Annotated in this window: 21 protein-coding genes; 5 read left to right on the top strand and 16 right to left on the bottom strand. The window is 37.0% G+C overall.

The features are described from left to right. Positions 1–131: 131 nt before the first annotated feature. Positions 132–1,031: a magnesium/cobalt transporter CorA gene (corA, locus tag C3K47_RS02815; protein WP_103787576.1), complete on the top strand. Its 900-nt coding sequence runs from the start codon at positions 132–134 to the stop codon at positions 1,029–1,031. Here corA and C3K47_RS02810 read toward each other — a convergent pair. The 12 genes from C3K47_RS02810 to C3K47_RS02755 form a co-directional block, all read right to left on the bottom strand. Next, positions 1,028–1,489, bottom strand: a complete 462-nt coding sequence (locus C3K47_RS02810) for a hypothetical protein (RefSeq protein WP_133159317.1) — start codon at positions 1,487–1,489, stop codon at positions 1,028–1,030. The two genes, corA and C3K47_RS02810, sit on opposite strands and share 4 nt — an antisense overlap. Positions 1,490–1,493: 4 nt before the next feature. Then, positions 1,494–2,177 (bottom strand): hypothetical protein, encoded by a 684-nt coding sequence (locus C3K47_RS02805; RefSeq protein WP_103787574.1) that lies wholly within the window; start codon positions 2,175–2,177, stop codon positions 1,494–1,496. Positions 2,178–2,273: 96 nt separating this feature from the next. Next, positions 2,274–2,828, bottom strand: a complete 555-nt coding sequence (locus C3K47_RS02800) for an RNA polymerase sigma factor (RefSeq protein ID WP_103787573.1) — start codon at positions 2,826–2,828, stop codon at positions 2,274–2,276. A gap of 96 nt (positions 2,829–2,924) precedes the next feature. Continuing rightward, complete coding sequence (locus tag C3K47_RS02795; RefSeq protein ID WP_103787572.1) at positions 2,925–3,878, bottom strand: transketolase family protein; 954 nt, start codon at positions 3,876–3,878, stop codon at positions 2,925–2,927. Between the two features lie 89 nt (positions 3,879–3,967). Beyond that, positions 3,968–4,825 (bottom strand): transketolase, encoded by an 858-nt coding sequence (locus C3K47_RS02790; RefSeq protein ID WP_103787571.1) that lies wholly within the window; start codon positions 4,823–4,825, stop codon positions 3,968–3,970. Between the two features lie 247 nt (positions 4,826–5,072). Beyond that, positions 5,073–5,717: a PAQR family membrane homeostasis protein TrhA gene (gene trhA / locus C3K47_RS02785; protein WP_103787570.1), complete on the bottom strand. Its 645-nt coding sequence runs from the start codon at positions 5,715–5,717 to the stop codon at positions 5,073–5,075. Between the two features lie 87 nt (positions 5,718–5,804). Beyond that, positions 5,805–6,419, bottom strand: coding sequence for an HD domain-containing protein (locus C3K47_RS02780; RefSeq protein ID WP_103787569.1), 615 nt, complete (start codon positions 6,417–6,419; stop codon positions 5,805–5,807). A 100-nt stretch (positions 6,420–6,519) separates the two neighbouring features. Further along, entirely contained in the window at positions 6,520–7,914 is a 1,395-nt protein-coding gene (locus C3K47_RS02775) for an aldehyde dehydrogenase (RefSeq protein ID WP_103787568.1), read from the bottom strand. A gap of 159 nt (positions 7,915–8,073) precedes the next feature. Then, complete coding sequence (bcp, locus tag C3K47_RS02770; protein WP_103787567.1) at positions 8,074–8,535, bottom strand: thioredoxin-dependent thiol peroxidase; 462 nt, start codon at positions 8,533–8,535, stop codon at positions 8,074–8,076. A 24-nt stretch (positions 8,536–8,559) separates the two neighbouring features. Next, positions 8,560–10,323 carry a M23 family metallopeptidase gene (locus C3K47_RS19835; protein WP_103787566.1) on the bottom strand — a complete coding sequence of 588 codons (1,764 nt, stop codon included), beginning with the start codon at positions 10,321–10,323 and terminating at the stop codon, positions 8,560–8,562. Positions 10,324–10,332: 9 nt separating this feature from the next. Continuing rightward, entirely contained in the window at positions 10,333–10,944 is a 612-nt protein-coding gene (locus C3K47_RS02760) for a fumarylacetoacetate hydrolase family protein (protein ID WP_103787889.1), read from the bottom strand. Positions 10,945–11,145: 201 nt separating this feature from the next. Further along, complete coding sequence (locus tag C3K47_RS02755) at positions 11,146–11,718, bottom strand: T9SS type A sorting domain-containing protein (RefSeq protein WP_103787565.1); 573 nt, start codon at positions 11,716–11,718, stop codon at positions 11,146–11,148. Positions 11,719–11,927: 209 nt separating this feature from the next. Here C3K47_RS02755 and C3K47_RS02750 point away from each other — a divergent pair, with 209 nt between their 5' ends. Next, the gene (locus C3K47_RS02750) at positions 11,928–13,940 is read left to right on the top strand and encodes a KUP/HAK/KT family potassium transporter (protein ID WP_103787564.1); all 2,013 of its coding nucleotides are present in this window, start codon (positions 11,928–11,930) and stop codon (positions 13,938–13,940) included. Between the two features lie 81 nt (positions 13,941–14,021). On the opposite strand, the gene C3K47_RS02745 is transcribed toward C3K47_RS02750, so the two are convergent. After that, on the bottom strand, positions 14,022–15,980 hold the full coding sequence (locus tag C3K47_RS02745; RefSeq protein ID WP_103787888.1) for an amino acid permease: 1,959 nt from the start codon (positions 15,978–15,980) through the stop codon (positions 14,022–14,024). A gap of 172 nt (positions 15,981–16,152) precedes the next feature. On the opposite strand from C3K47_RS02745, the gene C3K47_RS02740 reads away from it, so the two are divergent. Further along, a complete protein-coding gene (locus tag C3K47_RS02740) occupies positions 16,153–16,770 on the top strand; it encodes a phosphatase PAP2 family protein (protein WP_103787563.1) in 618 nt (205 codons plus the stop codon). 202 nt (positions 16,771–16,972) lie between these two features. Here the strand turns inward: C3K47_RS02740 and C3K47_RS02735 are convergent, their stop codons facing one another. The 3 genes from C3K47_RS02735 to yihA form a co-directional block, all read right to left on the bottom strand. Continuing rightward, entirely contained in the window at positions 16,973–18,664 is a 1,692-nt protein-coding gene (locus tag C3K47_RS02735; RefSeq protein WP_394341676.1) for a M3 family oligoendopeptidase, read from the bottom strand. 85 nt (positions 18,665–18,749) lie between these two features. After that, positions 18,750–19,604 (bottom strand): UbiA-like polyprenyltransferase, encoded by an 855-nt coding sequence (locus tag C3K47_RS02730; RefSeq protein ID WP_103787561.1) that lies wholly within the window; start codon positions 19,602–19,604, stop codon positions 18,750–18,752. 12 nt (positions 19,605–19,616) lie between these two features. Then, on the bottom strand, positions 19,617–20,243 hold the full coding sequence (gene yihA, locus C3K47_RS02725; RefSeq protein ID WP_103787560.1) for a ribosome biogenesis GTP-binding protein YihA/YsxC: 627 nt from the start codon (positions 20,241–20,243) through the stop codon (positions 19,617–19,619). A 141-nt stretch (positions 20,244–20,384) separates the two neighbouring features. On the opposite strand from yihA, the gene ubiE reads away from it, so the two are divergent. Together ubiE and porT are read left to right on the top strand one after the other, a co-directional pair. Beyond that, positions 20,385–21,122, top strand: a complete 738-nt coding sequence (ubiE, locus tag C3K47_RS02720) for a bifunctional demethylmenaquinone methyltransferase/2-methoxy-6-polyprenyl-1,4-benzoquinol methylase UbiE (RefSeq protein ID WP_103787559.1) — start codon at positions 20,385–20,387, stop codon at positions 21,120–21,122. A gap of 47 nt (positions 21,123–21,169) precedes the next feature. Then, positions 21,170–21,907 (top strand): type IX secretion/gliding motility protein PorT/SprT, encoded by a 738-nt coding sequence (gene porT / locus C3K47_RS02715; RefSeq protein WP_103787558.1) that lies wholly within the window; start codon positions 21,170–21,172, stop codon positions 21,905–21,907. Positions 21,908–21,950: the final 43 nt, after the last annotated feature.

Genomic DNA, 21,950 nt, shown 5'->3' with positions numbered 1-21,950 from the left:
TAAAGTGTTGAGGTTACATTGGTACTTCAAATTTGAAAGCAATGTTAATCAATTGTAAGGGCCTTTAGAGAGGATTTTTTTAACATGATGTTAGTAATTGACCACTTTCAAAACAAATATTATCTTGCCGTATGATTACTACCTTACAGGAAAAAGAAAATGCAGGGTTTACTTGGATAGATGTTGAAAATCCAACTCCAAATGAGTTGAATGATATTGCCTTGAAGTACAAGTTGCATTATACCTCAGTACAAGATTGCCTTGAGCCTGATCATTTACCTAAGTATGAGGTGATTGAAGATGTGGTTTTTATTATTGCGCGAATTTATGATCAGAATGCAAAGTCCGATGAGTTAAACATTAATGGATTAACCCGTAAAATTGCCATTTTCTCTGCTGATGGTTTGGTAATAACCATTCATCGTTCACCACAACCATTTTTACTCGACTTGCAGGACCGATGCACTGCCATGAAAAACTCTCCTGGTAGGTTTCAATTACTTGCTTTAATTATGGACAAGGTATTAATGTCGTATGAAAGTCCTATAGCTAAAATAGCCGAGCTTCTTGAGTTTTATGAAGACCGGATGTTTTTGAAAAATCGTTTACCAAATTTATTACAGCATTTTTATCAGTTGAAACGAAAATCTTCAACGTTAAGAAGGACAATTCTCGTTTCACGAGATATAATAATTAAGCTGGGCGAAAATTTGGAGGGGCCGATAATGCAGGATTTAAAAGATACCTATGTTGAAGTTGAAACCCATCTGGATCAATTAATAGATTCGGCCAGCAACCTAACTGCCACATATATTTCTTTAGCTTCGCAGAAAACCAATGAAGTAATGAGAGTTCTGACCATCTTCTCGGTCTTCTTTATGCCTTTAACATTTATAGTAGGTGTTTATGGGATGAATTTTGAAAATATGCCCGAATTAAAAACGCCTCATGGTTACCTCGTTACATGGGTAGTAATGATTATCGTAACCATCATTGTTTATTTTTGGTTTCGTCGTAAAAAATGGCTTTAATCAGTTGTTTGACCCTGCTGATTACGTAAGCGTTTTAGTAGTTCCCGTTTAAATTGTTCTTCGGCCATATAAAGTTTGGCTACTTTTTTTAATGGAATAACCTTTTTAAATCGATCGTAATATTTCTTTTCAATATCCAGCTCACGTTGTTGAATAGCAAAATCATTTTGAATCAGTTCTTCAACTTCCTTATCCGATAAATTATCGGCGTTCATCCGTGCCTGAACTATTTTCTGACGACGTTCTTTCATTAATCGTTGCTTTTCGGCCTGGTATTCATTATAAACCGGCCAAAAAATCTTGCCTTCATCAGCTGTTAATCCCACTTTAGTGGTAATAATAGAAACTTTTAATGCTTCAATATCGGCTTTACGTTGATTGAAATCTTGCGCCTTAAGAAACAAGGGCAAAAAAGTAAATAATATGAATCCCAAAAAAGAAAAGCTATATTTTTTCATTAGTTTATAATTCCTGTAGTAAGAGTTCCTCATCAACATTATTTAAAATGTAATTTTCCAGTTTCCTGGTTTTTTCAGCCGAAGGATTAACTGCTGCATTGCCCGCCGAAGTATTAACCACTTCTTCAACCAGCATGGATTCGTCAAAATAATTAAGGTCAAAATTTTGATTGTCGATTTTAACCACATTGGCGGTGCTGTTCATTTGCTTGTCAAGTTGGTTAACTTGATAAATATTGTACCCAAACCAACTTGCCAGCGCGGTAAAGCAGGCTGCTATTGCTAAGCGATAAAACCTGCGAATAAATGTCTGATTGGCATTTTCGAGTTCAATGTCAGCAATTTCACTAAACACCCGTTCTTCAATTGTAGTCGGAAGTTCATCAAAATAATCAGTAGGTGCAGTAAAAGGATTTATATTGTTTAAGCCTGGAATGCTTAAATGGACATCTTCCTCATCACCAGTGTCTAATTGATCCTTTATTTTGGATGAAAGATTTTCGAAATAAGTCTCAGGAAGCTTGAACGGATTCTCATTAGTTAAACCTTCTATATTTAACCCGGCGTCCTCCATTTTAATTCTTTCCCAAATACGGTCATTAAGTGAATTGAAATAATTCTCAGGCACCGTAAACGGAGAGGTTTGTTCGGGCTGTGGGAGATTTTTTTCTAAATCGTTGAAATTCACTTTTAAATCGCTTTAGTTTAATAGAGTGATAAAATCAAAAATGGTTTAAATTGGAATGAGAAAAAGTTATAAAACGCTGTTGGTTTGTAGAATAATTTACTCATTATGCTTAAAGTATTCTTCGATTTTTTTTACGGCGTGATGATACGAAGCTTTTAATGCACCCACACTGGTATCCAAAACTTCCGACATTTCTTCATATTTCATTTCATCGAAGTATTTCATGTTGAACACAATACGCTGTTTTTCCGGTAAGGTTAAAATGGCCCTTTGCAGCTTCATTTGAATATGATTGCCATCAACATAAATACTATCCGTAAGCTTATCTACAAGATAACCGGCATGATCCTCAAAGCTTTCAGAGGCTCTCATTTTTTGTCGGTTTAAGAAAGTGATGGATTCGTTGGTAGCAATGCGGTACAGCCAGGTATATAACTGTGAGTCTTCTCTGAAATTAGAGAGGTTTTTCCAAACCTTAATGAAAACTTCCTGTATTACATCATCGGCGTCGTCATGATCTATGACCAATCTCCGAATGTGCCAATACAATCGTTTCTGGTATTTTTCTATGAGTTGATTAAAAGCAAGGTTTCGGGTGGATTCACTTCGAAACCTTACTAATAAATCTTTATCGCTTATTTCTTCCTTCATTAAGTGCTTGTATCGCTTTGATTCGGTATCGGCTAATGTAATAAAAAAATAATAGCCAATTAAGCGTTCAGTTTGATACCTAAACCTGAAGGAGAATTATTTACGGCTAATTGCCTTTTTAGCTGCTTCAATAATATGATTTTTATCCAAACCATATTTAGTCATTAATTGGTCAGGAGTTCCACTTTCTCCAAACGAATCATTTACTGCAACATATTCCATTGGAACAGGTTTGTTTTTAATCAATAATTGAGCGATGCTGTCACCTAATCCACCTAAACGATTATGCTCTTCGCAACTTACTACGCAACCGGTTTTGGCTACAGAAGCTAAGATTGCTTCATCGTCTAAAGGTTTAATGGTGTGGATATTAATAATTTCTGCATTGATGCCCATTTCAGCTAATGCTTCACCAGCTTCAATTGCTGGCCATACCAGGTGACCGGTAGCAAAAATGGTAACATCAGTGCCTTCATTTAACATTAAGGCTTTACCAATTTCAAATGTTTGATCAGCAGGAGTGAAGTTAGGTACAGTTGGACGGCCAAAGCGTAAGTACACTGGTCCATGGTGGTCTGCAATGGCAATTGTTGCCGCTTTAGTTTGATTAAAGTCGCAAGGATTGATCACTGTCATTCCAGGTAACATTTTCATCAAACCAATATCTTCTAAGATCTGGTGAGTTGCACCATCTTCACCCAAAGTTAAGCCGGCGTGTGAAGCACAGATCTTTACATTTTTATCTGAATATGCTACCGACTGGCGAATTTGATCGTAAACACGACCTGTTGAGAAGTTAGCAAAAGTTCCGGTAAAAGGAATTTTACCGCCAATAGTCATACCTGCAGCTAAGCCAATCATGTTAGCTTCGGCAATACCAACCTGGAAAAAACGCTCAGGAAACTCTTTCTTAAAAGCATCCATTTTTAATGAACCAATCAAATCGGCACAAAGTGCAACCACATTTGGATTAGTTTTGCCAAGTTCAGCTAAACCGGCGCCGAAACCTGAACGAGTATCTTTTTTCTCTGTGAAAGTGTATTTTTTCATTTTAGAGTTTTATATCGAAATACAGCTGCTCATATCATTTAAAGCAACTACATTTTCAAATCATCAATAGTTCTAATTCTCGAATTATCTTAGTAGTCTCCGCAGTAGTTATAGCCAACCGGCTCTTCTAACTGAGCTAAAGCCTGAGCCAATTGCTCATCATTTGGCGCAACTCCATGCCATTTATGAGAACCCATCATAAAGTCTACACCAAAGCCCATTTCAGTTTTCATTAAAATAACTACTGGTTTTCCTTTACCGGTTTGTGTTTTGGCATAGTTAAGGGTTTTTATTACCTCATCCATGTTGTTGCCGTCCATATCAATAACTTCCCAGCCGAATGCTTCAAATTTTGCTCTTAAGCTACCTAATGATAAAACCTGATCGGTAGAACCATCTATCTGCTGGCCATTAACGTCAATTGTTGAGATGATGTTATCCACTTTATTGTGTGCAGCATACATTGCAGCTTCCCAAATTTGGCCTTCTTGTAACTCACCATCGCCATGTAAAGTAAATACAAGGCTTTTGTCGCCGTTTAATTTTTTAGTTTGAGCAGCACCTAAAGCAACTGAAAGCCCTTGTCCTAATGAACCTGAAGCCATACGAACGCCTGGTAACCCTTCGTGAGTGGTTGGGTGACCTTGTAAACGGCTATTTAGTTTACGGAATGTGCTTAACTCTTTTACAGGAAAGTATCCCGAACGAGCTAATACGCTGTAAAACACTGGTGAAATATGTCCATTTGAAAGGAAGAAGACATCTTCGCCAATGGCATCCATGTTAAACTCAGGGTTGTGTTTCATTACTTCGAAGTAAAGAGCAACTAAGTAATCTGTACAGCCTAATGAACCTCCAGGGTGACCAGAGTTTACAGCATGAACCATACGTACAATGTCTCTTCGCACTTGCAAAGCAACCTTTTTTAACTTTTCTGTAGTTGGCATTTCGTGGGTTTTAATAGTTATATTGAAGAATATGAACGAATTATTTAAAGGCGCAAAATTAAATAATTATCTGAGCTTTAAAACGATGAAAATCAAATAATCTCATTTGTGAATGAATGCTCAGAATGGCCATTAAACACATTCTAATTGGAGTTGGGATAAATAGGAAAATAAAGGTATTAAAAAAGAAAAGCATTCAGCCTTTGTTTGTTGCTGAATGCTTTAGGTTAAATTATTAAAAGATCGATTATCCACTGATTAATTGCAACATAGCACCAAAATGTGCTGCGGCCCCACCTAAAACAAATAAATGCCATATCGTATGGTTGTAAGCTATTTTTTCATTTCGATAAAAATAAACCCCAATAGAATAAAGCAATCCGCCAAAACCAAGTAAAGATAAAATTGGGTTGGGAACCGAAGCTGCAATTGGTTCGATGATCAATATGCCCATCCAACCCAGACAAACATAAATGGTGGTAGATAGAATTGTGTACTTGCCGGTAAAAAAGATCTTAAAAAAGATACCGGTAATTATAATTGTCCACATGGCAGTTAAAAACATGCTTCCTGTCTCATTTCTAACGTAATGAATAATAACAGGAGCATAGGTTCCTCCTATCAAAAGAAAAATGCAGCAATGATCGATAATTTGCCAGAATCGCTTTCGTTCCGGTTGTCGGGTAGCATGGTAAATGCTTGATACAAAAAACATGGTGATCAAGGAAGCCGCGTAAAATCCAATGGGAAGTAAAAGGCTTGCTCTGATAAACATACATTGCCATAGTAGATACATTCCTCCAATTGAGAATGCTATGGCTCCTGAGAGATGAGTAAGCGTGTTTAAACGCTCATGTCTTTCTTCATAAGAGGGATAGGTAAAAAGATCCATAAGCTGTGAATTGGTATATATAATTTACAAAAAACAGCTCGGAAGAAAAAGGGGATTTATAGGTTTTTGAAACGTGAAGGCAAATTTTTACAATAAAAGTTGATGAGTTTTTGCATGCTCGAGCAACTGAGTAAACAGTTCCCAAATTTCATCAGATCCCTGTTCAATAATAGCTAATTTTTTAAGAGCTTGTTCAGCTTTTACTCCGGCTTCGGTCCAGCTTTGTCCTCCATTTACAGAGTTTAATAAAAAAGGAGTGATTCTGTCAATCGCATTTGCAAATAATGCTTCGGGAGTGTTGGTGGCCTCAAATTCAAGCCATAATGAGATAAACTCGTGCTTTTGATCTTCCGGTAAGGAACCGAAAAGTTTCTCTGCCGAAAGTTTTTCATTTTCAAATTTTCCAATATTGGCCTGTTCGTCAAATAAAAATACATCGCCGGCATAAATTTCAACCAAATCATGCAGCGTTAGCATCTTAATAACTCTTAATAGGTCTATGTTTTTTTCTTTGGCGTATTCAGAAAAAGTAAGGGTAATAAGAATGATCTGCCATGAGTGTTCGGCGGTATTTTCCCTTCGGCTTCCGTCAGCAATAAAATTTCTCCTGATCACTTGTTTGAGTTTATCCGTTTCGAGGATAAAGTTGATTTGCTGAGAAAAGCGCTCAGTAAGATTTAATTTATTTAATAGGGAATGCATATGCGCACAAAAGTAAAAAGATTAGTCCGGGGTTATTAATTGGTAGACCATAGAAAAATATACCGATTAAATTTCTATGGTCGATGGACTATTGACTAAATTAGTATCGTAAAAACATTCGCAGCAGTTTAATTTTTTCCTTAAATGGGGCGTATTGAATACCACTGTCGAACCAGGTTTGTGTTTTTAAAACCGCTTTCATTCGGGTAAAAGCATCAAAACTGAACTTTCCATGATAATACCCTATACCACTATTGCCAACTCCCCCAAAAGGTAAATGCGGATTTCCTAAGTGAATCAATGTGTTGTTGATACATCCTCCTCCAAATGACACTTTATTAATATAAAACTGTTCTGTTTCCTTATTTGAGGTGAAGAGATAAAAAGCAAGCGGATTAGCATTTTTGTTGATAAGAGCTAAGGTTTCCTTATAGGAGTCAAACCCATAAACAGGCAAGATCGGTCCGAAGATCTCATCTGTCATCAGCGGGGCGTCTATAGAAACGTTCTCCATTAGAGTAGGAGCAATGTAAAGCTCCTCTTCCGTTGTTTGGCCACCAAATATGATGTTGCCTTGTTCGAGATAGTTTTTTAATGTAGTAAATCGGCGTTTATTAATAATTCGGCCATAATCACCACTAGAAGGCGTTTCCGTGTAAAACTCATTAGTATATTTTTTTATCAGTTCAATCAATTCTTTTTTACGAGAATTATGAACCATCAAATAATCCGGCGCTACACATGTTTGTCCGGCGTTGGTAAACTTGCCCCAGACAATGCGTTTAGCTGCATTGTGCAAATCAACATCTTTATCAACAATACAAGGACTTTTTCCGCCAAGTTCCAAAATAACAGGGGTAAGTTTTTTAGCAGCTATTTCGGCAATTGCATAGCCTACCGGTATACTACCTGTAAAAAATACCAGGTCGAAACGATGACTGTTCATTATCTCTGGAATTACCTGAGCTCCATCGCCCTGAATAGTAGCTACATATGCCGGATCAAAAACTTCAGTAATGATCTTTTCAACTATTTCAGCTGTTGCAGGAGCTAACTCCGAAGGCTTAAGAACCGTGCAATTTCCACCTGCAATAGCGCCAATCAAAGGATTGATCAATAGCTGAAATGGATAATTCCATGGGGCAATGATCAATACACAACCTAATGGGTCTTTATGGATATAACTTGAAGATGGGAATAACGCAAATGGTGTGCTTTGGCGTTCTGGTTTCATCCAACTCTTTAAATTCTTAATTGCAAAGTTCAGCTCTTCGTAAACCACGCCAACTTCAGTGCTATACGATTCAAACTCATGTTTATTCAAATCTTTATTCAAAGCATCGAAAATGGCTTGCTCATTATTGCGGATGACTTGTTTAAGCCTTTTTAACTGATCAAGCCTGAATTGATAGCTAAGCGTTGCTCCTGATTTAAAATAAGCAGCTTGGTTGTTAATAATGGAGTGAAAAGCCGAATGTCCAATTTCTGCAATCATGGTTATTTATTGATTTGAGTAAATAAACAAAAAAATAATCGAACCCGTTCGTTTTTAAGCTGAAAATTATGCGCGCATTATGTAAGAAGGGGGCGGCATTATAAAAGAAAAAAGATCGCCTGCTTGAAAATATTGTATCATGCAAGGCGATCTTAAAAGTTAGCCAATCAGGTCGAGTACCTGCTGCGTTGAATTTTTTGAATCTACTTTTTCTATGATATGAGTAATTATGCCATTTCCATCAATAACAAACGTGGTTCTGAGTATACCCATATATTTTTTTCCAAACATCATTTTTTCGGCCCAAACCCCATAATCTTCTATCATTTTTTTGTCTGGATCGGCAATTAAAGTGTACGGAAGGTTATGTTTGCCGGCAAATTTTGAGTGTGACTTTTCTGAATCAGCGCTAACTCCTATTACAGTGAACCCTTTGGCAGATAGAGCAGCATAATTGTCTCTGAAATTGCAGGCTTCAACGGTACAAGTAGGTGTACTATCCTTTGGGTAAAAAAACAAAATGATTGTTTTACCTTTAAAATTGCTTATTGAAATTGGTTTTCCATTTTGATCATTTCCTGAGAACTCAGGAGCTTTATCTCCAATTTTTATTTTTGCCATTGTTAAAATTCAGTTTTTTAAATCTTATCTATAAAATTCAGCTTCATATAAAGCCGAATTGTTTTTCATGTCAGTTACCACTAATTGTAATGTGTGTTTTCCGGAGGTAGTTTTAGATGTAAAAGTATGTTTTAAAACACCCGTTTTTCCATTCATTTCAAACAGAACCCATTCACCATCAATCATGCCTTTCCATTCTTTAACACCCGATAACATATCGCCAACTCTAAAGGTAATTGACGACAATGCCGCCATATTCTTTTCATTGATGATATTTAAAGGAGTAATTCGCGGAGCAATGGTGTCGGCCATTAAGTAATAGGTGCCAAAGCCTTTAAGTTGAGCTTTTACATATCCGTTTTCATATTCACCCCCTTGGTAAGTTCGACTATCGTTTACAATAACTGCTTTTTCCGGAACCGAAAGGCTTGCATCAGGTTTAATTTGCAATGTGTAAGGTTTATTAATAGGAACCGACTTGTTGTGAACAGAGTATAAATTCGAATAAGCTCCGTAAACTTTGCTACCCATTTTAAATTCAAAGTTGAAGTCATCGAAAAAGCATCCAACGGGAAAGGTTGCAATCATATTTTCGCTAGTAAAGCGGTTTTCTTTATCCCAATAAAACTGGGTGGTTCCAGCTTTTGCAGGATGTGAAAATCTTTTTTTTATCCCGGTTCCATTTACGTTAAATGTTAATGAAGAAGTATTTCCGGCCACATCTTTAACAATGTATTCAAATTTATAATTGCCTTCAATTTCAAAACTTTGGATGCCGCTATTAGGAGTAATTTTAAAAATGGGTAATTTATTTCCCGGATCAACAAACGATTTTTGAATGAAATTTTTGTTCAGCTGAAATGAATGGTAATCGATATAAGAATTAATGCAACGCTGTAAATTAAAGTCTAAATGGTCGAATACGGCTTTGTACACAGTTTGTTCGTCGCGTTTCAGTTCAATAGAGTAGATGCCATTTAAGTTTCCGGCTCCATCCTGCATATCGTCCGTTATAACTCCGAAGCCTATTTGTCCATTTACATTAATAGCAGATGCCTGACTTACTGCATATTCTCCAATGCCTTTATTTACAATTGGGAAACCCGCTCTGACATTACTTCCGTTCACCGTACTGCTATCGTTTAATGGATAAACATAAAATCCTTTTATGAAAGGTCTTTTGGTGTCGGCTACGGGTAAGCCAAATAATAACGGATTTATAGGTTCTTCTGATTTAGTATCTCTTATTTCAAAATGAAGATGCGGTCCACCTGAGCTGCCAGTGTCTCCCGAATAACCGATAAGTTCACCTTTTTTTACAATCAGATCGGTTGGTAATAAGTTAAAGTCAACTTCAAATGATTCACGGCTTGCTTGTGCTCTTCTCAGTGCTTCTTCCAAACGAGGGGCGAATTTCATCATATGCGCGTAAACAGATGTATAGCCATTGGGATGATCGATATAGGCTGCATTTCCAAATGCCCAAATCTGAACCCTTAACCTTGAAATATACCCATCGGCAACTGCATAAATCGGGAATCCTGTTTTTTGCTGTGTTTTAAAGTCTAGTCCTGTATGAAAATGATTGGGGCGTAACTCGCCAAAGGTTCCCGCAATTGCCACAGGAATATCCATTGGCAATCTGAAATACCCCTGTGGATAAGTTCTTTCCTGAATTGTTTCCTGTTTCGCATTTCCGTTTTTTGGGGGTTCAGATTTGTGAAAGAAAAAACCCACACAAGTGGAGATACCCACAATAAGGGCAATAGCCCCTTTTAATAAACTCATAGGTTTCAATTATTTTATCTCGAAATCTAATAGTCGTTTACCTTCAATAAAGCCCGTTAATTTATCGCCAATGGCCACTTTTCCAACCCCTTCAGGAGTTCCGGTAAAAATTAGATCGCCTTTTTTTAGGGTGATAAATTTGGATATATAACTTATCAGTTCCTCAAACGGGAATATCATGTTTTGAGTATTTCCTTTTTGAACTTCCTGTTCATTAATTAATAAGTTGAAATTGATATTCTTCAAATCTGAAAATTCAGCTTTTGGAATAAACTCACTAACAGGAGCTGAACTGTCAAAACCTTTGGCCAATTCCCAGGGAAGACCTTTTTCTTTTAGATTTTGTTGTATGTCCCGTGCAGTAAAATCAACTCCTAAACCAATTTCGTCAAAATAATTTCCGGCAAATTTTGGATCTATATGTTTTCCCTCCTTGCTTATCTTCAAAACGATCTCAATTTCATGATGAATTTCGTTGGAAAAATCAGGGTGATAAAATGGTTGATTATGCTTAAGTACAGCTGTGTCGGGCTTCATAAATATTACCGGGGAGGCAGGCACCGCATTGTTTAACTCTTTGGCATGGGCAACATAATTTCTTCCAATAGCAATTATCTTCATGTGTATTTCAGGATTAAAAATTTGAAAAAAACAGTTTCGGCCTTCAATCTTCTTTAAACTGTTTTTGATGCGAATATCCCTCATAAAAATGTATTTAGAGTAATTTAATCTAAAATAATTTGGAAGAGTGGCCGACTTTACTAAACAAAAAAACCTCGCCGGAAGGCAAGGTTTCAATTATTTCTTAGTGTTCAAGATCAATTATAAAATCGAGATTCGTTTAGAAACAGACTCATTGCCAACCGTTACCCGTACAAAATAAAATCCTTTTTGAAGTGAGTTTCTAACATTGAATTTTATCTCCTGGGTTCCTGCTGAGGTTTGTTGCTGTGAAACAAGGGTTGAAATCTCATTGCCCAACAAGTCCATCAGTTTTATGGTTACCGTATTGTCTTTCTTAAGGTTGTAACTAACCGTAAACTCATCATTTACCGGATTAGGATAAACTTTTACATCACTAATGTTTTTGGTGTCATCTTGTGTACTGGCAAACATAATTGAACGACCAGGGATAGTTGTCACCGGGTTCAAAATTGTTTTCGCATTATATAAAAGCTTCGAAATCGTGAATGAAGTGTTAACAGTGTTCTTTAAAACAAAGTTTCCTTTTTTCTCCGAAATAACGGATTTACTGAAAGAACTTAGGGAATCAGAAAGAGTTTCTACACCTCCGTTTCCTAGTCTAATGCCGTTAACGCCACCAGCAATAGCAGCTATAGAGGCCGAAAGGGCCAGCATTAGTAGAATAGTATGTTTCTTGTAAATATATTTCATCGCATTCGCTACAAATATAGGATTATAATGAATTCAGAGAGCATGTAGATTGTAATAAATTTAATAATTAAACTTCTAAAAGTTGATAACGTTTAATCTATTTTTATAAAATAATTGATACAATTTTTAATCCAAAAAATGGTCGGTGATTAAATTGTCCGATTTAGTGTCAAAAAGTATATTTGCACACATATCTTTCTTATTCAAAATTGAGCAGTCATAAACTTAACCGATTGAGTGCCGCTGGTTTGTTAATCAGCCTTGGTATCATTTATGGCGATATAGGTACATCGCCTCTCTATGTTTTTAAAGCTATTATTTCCGGAAGACCTGTTGAGGAAGCCTTGGTTTTAGGTGGTATTTCCTGTGTTTTCTGGACTTTAACGCTTCAAACGACATTAAAATATGTAATTGTTACGCTGCAAGCGGATAACAAAGGTGAGGGTGGTATTTTCTCTCTTTTCTCATTAGTTCGACGGAAAGCCAGATGGTTGGTCATTCCGGCAATGATCGGAGGTTGTGCCTTATTGGCAGATGGGATCATTACGCCGCCAATTACTGTTACTTCGGCAATTGAAGGATTAAAGCTGGTGAACGGTTTAGAACATGTGCCTGTTATACCCGTGGTGCTGATCATTATTACCATTTTGTTTTTCATTCAGCAGTTTGGAACAAACATCGTAGGAAAGGCTTTTGGCCCAATAATGTTTGTGTGGTTCTCTACGCTGGGTGTTTTGGGTGTGATGCAGCTAGTGCATAACCCAATGGTTTTGAAAGCATTGAATCCATACTGGGCTTATAAAATATTGTTTGAGTATTCGATCAATGGCAATGCGCAAGGCTTTTTAATTCTGGGAGCAGTATTTCTTTGTACTACGGGGGCCGAAGCCCTTTATTCTGATTTGGGTCACTGTGGTAAGCATAATATCAGGGTAAGCTGGAGTTATGTTAAAGTTATGTTGATCCTTAATTATTTGGGTCAAGGTGCGTGGTTGCTAAAAACGAATTTGGGTAAAATCGTTGATGAAAATCCCTTCTATGGAATGATGCCTGATCAATTCAGGTTGTTTGGAATAGCCCTTGCCACTGCTGCTGCTATAGTAGCCAGTCAAGCCTTAATCAGTGGTTCATTTACGTTAATTAGTGAGGCTGTAAGAATGAATTTATGGCCAAAGGTTCGTATTAATTATCCTTCAGAATCTAAAGGACAATTATACGTGCCAAGCGTTAACTGGTTGTTATGGGCAGGATGTTGTTTCGTAGTACTTCATTTCGAAGAATCAGGAAAGATGGAAGCTGCTTACGGGTTATCAATTACAATTGCCATGTTAATGACTACCATTTTAATGTGTGTATTCTTGCTTAAAAAGAAAGTTGCACTGCCAATAGTAGTTCTGTTTGTGGGCATGTATATAGTTGTGGAAGGGGCATTTTTAGTGGGTAACGCTTCTAAGTTTATGGAAGGCGGTTATTTTACGGTTATCTTGGGAAGCTTGATTTTCTCAGTGATGTGGACCTGGTTTAAAGCCCGCAAAATCAAAAATCGCTATGTTAAGTTTGTTGAAATTGAAGATTACTTTGAAATTATAGAGGACTTGAGTAAAGATGAATCAGTGAGTAAGTACTCTTCTCAATTGGTTTACCTGACCAGTGCTAATTTTGATTCAGAGATTGAATCGAAGATCATTTATTCAATTCTTCAGAAACAACCAAAACGTGCCGATGTTTATTGGTTGGTTCACGTTGATGTGCTGGATGAACCTTATAAAAAGGAGTATAGGGTAATGGAAATGGTGCCGGGAGTGCTTTATCGTATCGACTTCCGTTTAGGTTTCCGCGAAGGACAACGTATTAACATTCTTTTCCGTAAGGTTGTTGAAGATATGGTTAAACGTAAGGAGGTAAACATTACCAGCCAATACAGGTCGCTACGTAAGCATAATTTGGTTGGTGACTTTAGATTCGTGGTTTTGGAAAAGATTCTTTCTGATCCACGCGCATTGCCATTTGTAGAGCGTATTACTATGTATTATTATTTTATCCTTAAAAAGTTAAGCTTGTCGGAAGAAAAAGGTTTTGGACTTGATATGAGTTCTGTGACCGTAGAAAAAGTTCCTCTAGTTCTTGCTACAACCGAAAATGTTGAAATAAAAAGGGTGAATTATGATAGCGGTAACGGTGTAGATCTTCATTTTCAAGCTACCCATCATCAAACTATTTAATAGTTAATATACATTTTCTGATAGCAAAAGAGCTCGACTGTTATACAGCCGAGCTCTTTTATTATCAAAAAGTCGTTAATTCTAGCTCATTGAAACTTCCGAGGAAGATTCTCTTGCCAATCGGCTATTCTTTCTTCCGTAGGTGAAATAAATAACCAAACCTATCAATAGCCAAATTCCGAAACCAACCCAATTAGTAAGACCCAACTCACTCATCATGTAAAGGCAGCTCAGAAAACCGAGTACAGGTATTAAGGAAAGTGCTTTTTGGACACACAGATAAACAAGATAAACAGTGATCAGTAAGAAAATCCAAAAAGGAATTTTATGCTTAAATAATGACCATCCACTCTCGTACTTCTGTTCATAAGGCACCTTTACTTCGTCAACAAAAGCTTTATAATCAGTACTACTCAAACTGCTTAAAAAAGCCTCGGTATCATCGCTTGTATGGCCTTTTGAAGCTGCAAGTTCTTTAACTGTCGTCAACTCTTCGGTATTTAATGAAGTGACAAAGGTTGTTGGAGTGTTCAGTTGCGGTTCATTTGTTAAAAACGACATAGTTTCGGCCTTTCTCATTGTAAACGCAAAAGAAAGTGCTCCAATCAAAATCACCGGCATTATATATCGTGAGTTGATATAAGGTGTTTTGAATTTACCTTGAGGGGCATTTGGCGTATTCTGAAGTTTTAAAACTCCAGCGCACACCAAAACAAAAGCGAACAATGTACCAATGCTACATAAGTCAGTTACAATGGTAAGGTTCATGAATAGGGCAGGTACAGCTACCACAAAACCGGTAACAATTGTTGCAAAACTTGGTGTTTTATATTTAGGGTGAATATTGGAGAACTTTTTAGGCATCAATCCATCGCGGCTCATACTCATCCAAATGCGGGGTTGGCCCATTTGGAAAACCAATAAAACACTTGCCATGGCTACAACAGCACTAATTGCGATAACTACTGATAACCATTGCAAATCGAGTTTGCCGAAAACAAAGGCCAGGGGATCGCCAACATTTAATGATTTGTAGGTCACCATTCCGGTTAATACCAATGCTATGGCAATGTATAAAACAGTACAAATAATAATAGCCCACATCATGCCTCTCGGCAAGTCCCTTTGTGGATTTTTACATTCTTCGGCGGTTGTTGAAATTGCATCAAAACCGATATATGCAAAAAACACGGCAGAAACTCCTTTTAAGACGCCTGAAACTCCATTGGGCGCAAAAGGATTCCAGTTATTTGTATCGATATAAAAAATACCTACCGCTAATACCAAAAGAATAATGGCCAGTTTAACAACCACCATGGCATTTCCTGCATTTCTTGATTCTTTCATTCCACGGTATACCAGCCATGTGATCAGGATGATAATGATCAGTGCAGGTACATCAAGAATTAAATGAAGACCTCCAATTTGAGGCGCTGCATTCCAGGCGTTATAGGCCATTTGAAGCTGTGGGTCGAGGTTATCAAATGATTTTCCACTTTGAAGTAAAGCCGCAGCGCTTTTGTAACCTTGCGAAATGGTCAAATAATCGGTCGACATCCAGTCTGGAATATGAATGCCATCAATATTTAATGCTTTAATTTTTATGTGTTGCAGAAAACCGGTGAAATAATCAGACCATGAAATGGCAACGGTAATATTACCAATGGCATATTCCATAATAAGGGCCCAGCCAATAATCCAGGCCATTAATTCGCCAAAAGCAACATAGGAATAAGTGTAAGCACTACCCGAAACCGGTACCATTGAGGCAAATTCGGCATAGGCAAAAGCTGCAAAACCGCAGGCGATAGCGGTAAAAATAAAAAGAAAGATTACGGCAGGTCCTCCGTCAAATGATGCTTTTCCGATGGTGCTGAATATACCGGCACCTACAATGGCCGCAATGCCGAATGAAGTTAAATCTCTCACCGTTAAAGTGCGGTGCAAGGAATGGTCTCCATGCGTGTCATCACTAAGTCCCATTTCGGCTTCTTTTAAAATGACATCAACTGATTTCTTTCTAAAGAGATCTTTCCACATAGTTATTATATTGATTGGCTGAATTAAAGATTGAAAGATAAAAAGTTTATTGAACATTCAGTTAATTAAATTGCGTATAATGGCTATTGTGGCCATTATTGCCTCATATTCATAATTATTTAAGAGAAGGAGTAGCTTTGGATAATTTACTTTTAAAACAATAACGTTATTCATGTTTAAACTTTATAATCAACACAAAACGTATTTTCTGCTATTTTCTATTTGGGTAATAGTTGTCGGCCTTTTAATAATTGTTTGTGGCAGTGATCTCCTCTTCATCTTATTGCATAAAAATTTAGGAGGCTTTGCCGATCTCTTTTTTAGATTAATTACCGAACTGGTTAGTACTATCGGAGTTACGATTATATTGATTTTATTGTTATTTAGAAATTGGAGAGAGGGTATAAAGGCAACAATTGCCATGATTTCTTCAACAATAATTACACATTCGTTAAAGATTTGGGTTGATGCCCCACGTCCGTGGGTATACTTTAAGAATGAATCAATGATTAGAACTATTGAAGGAGTGGTTTTGCTGCCAAATCACAGTTTCCCTTCAGGGCATTCAACGGCAGCTTTTGCAATGGCCGCTGTTTTGGCGTTTACTTTTAATGATAAGCGACTAAGTCCTTGGTTTTTTATTATGGCTGTATTAATAGCTTATTCGAGAATTTATTTAGGGCAGCATTTTCCTTTAGATATCTATGTTGGGAGCTTAGTTGGGATGATCTCAGCCTCTTTAACATGGAGTTTTGTGGTATTCAAAAAACAAAAAGTGGAGTTGAACTAATTTGGTAAACCATAATTTTCTACTTTGAAAATAAAATTATTGTAAAAATAAGGTTAGGCGTAAAATGCCATTGAGCTGATTGCTTATAAATGAATTTGTTAGGGGATGTAATTATTGAAACAGTAGATAACATTGTAAAGTAGAAACAAAAAAACGGAACAGGTTTAACCCATTCCGTTTTTCTAATTACGTTAAACAATTGTTAGCCCAACTTTTCAAGTTCAGCTTTTACAAATTGCATAAGCTCGTGAACGTATTCTTTTGAGAAATTGAATTCAATGCCGGCAGTTTTGTAGATCTCTCCAATGGTTTTGGTGTATCCTAGTTTTAAAGCATTTAAATAGTCATCCAAGCCTTTTTCAGGATTAATTTTATAGTTTCTCCACACTGCAACAGCGCCTAACTGGGCAATTGCGTATTCGATATAATAAAACGGAACTTCGAACAAATGCAGTTGTTTTTGCCATAAGTTCGCTTTTGTATCTTCATAACTGGTCCAGTCAACAAAGCCACCACCAAAACGATCGTAAATGCTTAACCAAGCCTCCTTACGTTCATCAAGGGTATGTTTAGGATGTGTATAGATCCAATGTTGAAAAGCATCAATCACTGCCACCCAAGGCAATGTTTTTAACACATCTTTCAATTGGTCTTTTTTAGCCCTTATCAGATCTTCTTCATTGTCAAAAAACTCATCCCAGTGATCCATTGATATCAATTCCATTGACATGGAGGCCAGTTCGGCAATTTCAGAAGTTAAGTGCTTAAAGTCGTTAAGTTCTAAGTCCGAAGAAATAAAAGTATGCACTGCATGCCCCCCTTCGTGAACCATTGTGCTTAAATCCCGCATCGAATTAGCTGAGTTCATAAAGATGAAAGGCATTCCGGTTTCAGCTAATGGATAATTATAACCTCCCGGCGCTTTTCCTTTGCGTGACTCAACATCAAACAAGCCTTTACTCTTCATGGTGCTTAAACATTCGCCTAAATAAGGATGAAGTTTATCGAAACATATAATAGACTTGTCTACCAACTCTTGTCCATTGTTAAATGGCTTTAACATTGGTTTTCCCGTAACATCAACATCGGTATCCCAAGGTTTCAACTCATTTAGATTAAGGGCAGCTTTTCTTTTTTCAGCCTGAATTTTTAACAAAGGCACCACTTCTTTTTCAATGGCTTCGTGAAAAGCAAAGCAATCCTCAGGGGTGTAATCAAAACGACCTAAAGAGGCGAACGCATAATCCCTGAAATTAGGGAAACCTGCATTTTCAGCCACCTGCTGACGAAGATCTAAAAGTGTTGAGTAAAGTTCATTCAGTTGATCCTTATCCTGTAAGCGGCGGAAACTTATTTTTTCATAAGCCTGTTGACGAACATTACGGTCAGTATCTTTTAAGAAATTGGCGGCTTGTTCAAGTGTATATTCTTGTTCATTAATGATAACACTCATAGCTCCGGAAATAGCACCAAACTTTTGTTGTTCAAGCTGAAGCTGGCTTAATAAGGGAATGTTTTCTTCCCTGAACAGTTCCAACTGTTTTTTTATACCTCTTATCAGGATAAAATACTTTTCTTGATCGAGTTCGTTTACAAAAGGACTTTCGATGAACTTTTGATTCAGCTCGTTAGTTAATGGTGCGATCTTGGGTTCAATTTCAGTAGCGAAATACTGGAAATCGGCAAGCAGTTTTTCATCCGTTGTGTCGCATGTCATTTTTATATAGCGCCATGCAAAATCTTCTTCCAAAGTCGCTTCTAACTCACTACGGTTATGCAGCCATCTTTCAAGTTCTACAGCTGAGTTAATAGGATGTTCTAAAAGTTGTTTATAAAATGGTTCTATGCTTTCAAAAGTGATTTCGAAAGCTTGAGGAAGAAAGGTTCTTTTCATTGACATGGGTTAGAGATTGTTCTTGTTGTTAAATTGCTAAATGTTTTTTGATAATGGTGTTAACAATTCAACCATCAATCAATTTTTACAATTTTATATAAGTATCTGCTAAGAAAAAGATGGCAAAACCAACACTTGCAATACCATTGGCAGTCATAAAAGCAAGGTTTACACGGCTCAAGTCTGTTGGTTTTACAACTGAATGCTGATAAATAAGCATTCCAGTGTAGCCAATTACACCTATCCAATAAAATATTCCAAAGTGGCCAACCACTCCAGCTGTAATTACAAATAATGCTGAAAGAACATGTAAGGCTGATGAAAAGTTTAACGCTCCTTTTGTTCCCAACCATTCCGGGATTGAATGCAGTTGCTGAGAGCGGTCAAAATCTTCGTCCTGCAGGGCGTAGATAATATCAAAACCACTTACCCAAGTAATAACAGCTAATGAAAATAAAATAGGCAATACGGCAAATGCTCCGGTTACAACCAGATAGGCACCAATGGGAGCTAATGATAATCCTAAACCTAAAACCAAATGGCAAAATGAAGTAAATCGTTTGGTGTAACTATACCCTAAAACTACAATTAAAGCAACCGGCGATAAAAAGAAGCAAATGGTATTAATAAAGTAGGTGGTTACAATAAAGGCAATACAATTAATAATTGTAAAAGCTAATGCACTTTTCGGACTAATAACCCCGGCCGGAATTTCACGCACTTTGGTTCGAGGATTCTTGGAGTCAAATTCCCTATCAATATATCGATTAAATGCCATCGCTGCACTACGGGCAAACACCATACAGGCAAGCATCAAAGCAAATTTCTTAAGGTCGAAGGCACTATTGGTTACTGAAATTGCCAAAACGAAACCGATAATGGCAAATGGCATAGCAAAAATTGTATGACTGAATTTTATCAACGAAAGGTAATTCTTCATTGTAAGGTTTGGTTATTGGTTTTGTTTTTGAATATCGTTCAGGTCAAATTGCTGGTTTATTTGATCAATAAAACTAATCAGCTCATCGCGACCGGTTTTATCTTCAGAAGAAGTAATGAAAATATCGGGCAATTCTTCCCAGTTTTTTAGCAGTTCATTTTTGAACAACTGAACATTGGTTGCAGTTTTTCCTTTTGATTGCTTGTCGGACTTGGTAAATACCACCACAAAAGGCAACCCCATTTCACCCAGCGAATCTATAAATTGTAAATCGAGTTTCTGCGGTTCCAACCTCGAATCAACCAATACCATTACACATTGCAGGTTCTCTCTTTTAGAAAGGTATTGGCGGATGAATTTCTCCCATTTTTCAGCCAGGCTTTTCGACACACGTGCGAAACCGTATCCCGGTAAGTCAACCAAAAACCAATTTTTATTAATGATAAAATGATTTATAAGTTGAGTTTTTCCCGGCGTTTGTGAGGTTTTGGCCAAGCCTTTTACCGAAGTTATCATATTGATTAACGACGACTTGCCTACGTTAGAGCGGCCAATGAAGGCGTATTCGGGAAGGGTTGGCTCTGGTAATTTACTGATTTGAGTGTTGCTGCAAACAAACTCTGCTGATTTTATGATCATGCACAAAGGTAAAAAATTTCATTTAGCAGAATGTAAGAGTAAATGGAGGTTGAAAAGAAAGGTTATACTACAGTCATTTAAATGCAAAATCATCCAATCTAAAATCCCTAATCTAAAATCATTAGTTATCTTTGCCGCAAGATGGCAGAAGTAGTAAAACCTTATAAAGAACTCGATTCGACAAAAAAAGAGCAGGTTGCTCAAATGTTTGATAAAATTGCGGGGAAATATGATTTCCTGAACCATTTTCTCTCACTGGGCATTGACATTTGGTGGCGAAAAAAAGCCATTGCTGAATTGAAGTCCATTCAACCTAAATATATACTTGATGTAGCAACGGGCACAGGTGACCTTGCTTTTCAAGCCATTGAAACATTGAAACCAGAAAAAGTGGTGGGTGTGGATATTTCTGAAGGAATGCTGGCTTTTGCTGAAAAGAAAATAGTAGAGCGAAATCTGCAAGCGATTTTCTCGGTTAAACCTGGTGATTCAGAGAATCTTCCTTTTGAAGAAAATACTTTTGACGCAGTTATTGTGAGCTTCGGGGTACGTAATTTCGAAAATCTGGAGCAGGGTTTGAGCAATATTCAGCGTGTGCTAAAACCCGGAGGAAAAGCGGTAGTACTGGAGTTTTCAAAACCTACCATGTTCCCTTTTAAACAATTGTATAATTTCTATTTCTTTAACTTATTGCCCTTTATAGGTAAAGTTTTTTCAAAAGATAACAGCGCTTATACGTATCTGCCTGAATCAGTAAATGCGTTTCCGGATGGCGATAAATTTACTGAAATATTGAAGCGAGCCGGATTTGTAGAAACTAAAATCAAAAAATTATCGTTAGGAATTAGTTCGATTTATACCGGAATTAAACCAAAGTAATAAATTGCAGCTGATAACTATTGATTTATTAGACGGAACAACACTTCATGAAACACATTTTACTGTTCGTATTTCTCGCATTCTTCGGATATTCTGCCAATGCGCAATTTTTGAATACAGCGGGCGACATAGATCACGAACGGCTAAATTTTGGTTTCTTACTTGGAATTGATAGAGGTTCGTTTACAGTAGTGAAACAGCGTGATTTTAGTACACCCGGATCTAATCCCTTTAGTCCCGATACGCTGCAGGCTATTAAACCAATGGGAAGCATGGGTTTTAGTCTAGGTTTATTAGCTAACCTAAAATTGAACCGCCACTTCGATTTACGATTTACGCCTAAGTTTTCATTTATCGACCGACAGCTGGAATATCAATACAATAAAGCTTCTGATAATAAGATTCTGTTAAAAACTGTGGAATCGACCTTTCTAGAACTTCCTTTACTGTTAAAGTTTAAGTCGGAGCGCCAGAATGATGTTCGGCTGTATGTGGTTGGCGGTGTAAAATTTGTAACTGATATCCGTTCTAAGAAAAAAAAGGCCGACGACATTTCATATAATCCGGATGATGACCGTAAACTGGTGAAGATCAATAATAGTTTTCTTGCTTTGGAGGCCGGACTAGGCGCTGATATATACCTGGAATATTTTAAGTTTTCACCCGAGCTTAAGTTATCGCATAGCATGAATAATATAATGAAATCGGGGGAGGATAATATTATTACTCATCCTTTAGCAGGATTATTTGCTGAAGCATTGCATTTTACAATGTATTTCGAATAAAACAGCTAATAATACTTAATACAATCAAACCTATTACCTTCAC

Source organism: Solitalea longa, assembly GCF_002920915.1.
Lineage (GTDB): Bacteria > Bacteroidota > Bacteroidia > Sphingobacteriales > Sphingobacteriaceae > Solitalea > Solitalea longa.
This window is presented reverse-complemented; position numbering and strand designations above follow the sequence as displayed.

Coding starts and splice junctions, on each gene's coding strand:
- corA (WP_103787576.1), top strand. CDS start 132: ATGATTACTACCTTACAGGAAAAAGAAAATGCAGGGTTTACTTGGATA.
- C3K47_RS02810 (WP_133159317.1), bottom strand. CDS start 1,489: ATGAAAAAATATAGCTTTTCTTTTTTGGGATTCATATTATTTACTTTT.
- C3K47_RS02800 (WP_103787573.1), bottom strand. CDS start 2,828: ATGAAGGAAGAAATAAGCGATAAAGATTTATTAGTAAGGTTTCGAAGT.
- C3K47_RS02795 (WP_103787572.1), bottom strand. CDS start 3,878: ATGAAAAAATACACTTTCACAGAGAAAAAAGATACTCGTTCAGGTTTC.
- C3K47_RS02790 (WP_103787571.1), bottom strand. CDS start 4,825: ATGCCAACTACAGAAAAGTTAAAAAAGGTTGCTTTGCAAGTGCGAAGA.
- trhA (WP_103787570.1), bottom strand. CDS start 5,717: ATGGATCTTTTTACCTATCCCTCTTATGAAGAAAGACATGAGCGTTTA.
- C3K47_RS02780 (WP_103787569.1), bottom strand. CDS start 6,419: ATGCATTCCCTATTAAATAAATTAAATCTTACTGAGCGCTTTTCTCAG.
- C3K47_RS02775 (WP_103787568.1), bottom strand. CDS start 7,914: ATGATTGCAGAAATTGGACATTCGGCTTTTCACTCCATTATTAACAAC.
- bcp (WP_103787567.1), bottom strand. CDS start 8,535: ATGGCAAAAATAAAAATTGGAGATAAAGCTCCTGAGTTCTCAGGAAAT.
- C3K47_RS19835 (WP_103787566.1), bottom strand. CDS start 10,323: ATGAGTTTATTAAAAGGGGCTATTGCCCTTATTGTGGGTATCTCCACT.
- C3K47_RS02760 (WP_103787889.1), bottom strand. CDS start 10,944: ATGAAGATAATTGCTATTGGAAGAAATTATGTTGCCCATGCCAAAGAG.
- C3K47_RS02755 (WP_103787565.1), bottom strand. CDS start 11,718: ATGAAATATATTTACAAGAAACATACTATTCTACTAATGCTGGCCCTT.
- C3K47_RS02745 (WP_103787888.1), bottom strand. CDS start 15,980: ATGTGGAAAGATCTCTTTAGAAAGAAATCAGTTGATGTCATTTTAAAA.
- C3K47_RS02740 (WP_103787563.1), top strand. CDS start 16,153: ATGTTTAAACTTTATAATCAACACAAAACGTATTTTCTGCTATTTTCT.
- C3K47_RS02735 (WP_394341676.1), bottom strand. CDS start 18,664: ATGAAAAGAACCTTTCTTCCTCAAGCTTTCGAAATCACTTTTGAAAGC.
- C3K47_RS02730 (WP_103787561.1), bottom strand. CDS start 19,604: ATGAAGAATTACCTTTCGTTGATAAAATTCAGTCATACAATTTTTGCT.
- yihA (WP_103787560.1), bottom strand. CDS start 20,243: ATGATCATAAAATCAGCAGAGTTTGTTTGCAGCAACACTCAAATCAGT.
- ubiE (WP_103787559.1), top strand. CDS start 20,385: ATGGCAGAAGTAGTAAAACCTTATAAAGAACTCGATTCGACAAAAAAA.
- porT (WP_103787558.1), top strand. CDS start 21,170: ATGAAACACATTTTACTGTTCGTATTTCTCGCATTCTTCGGATATTCT.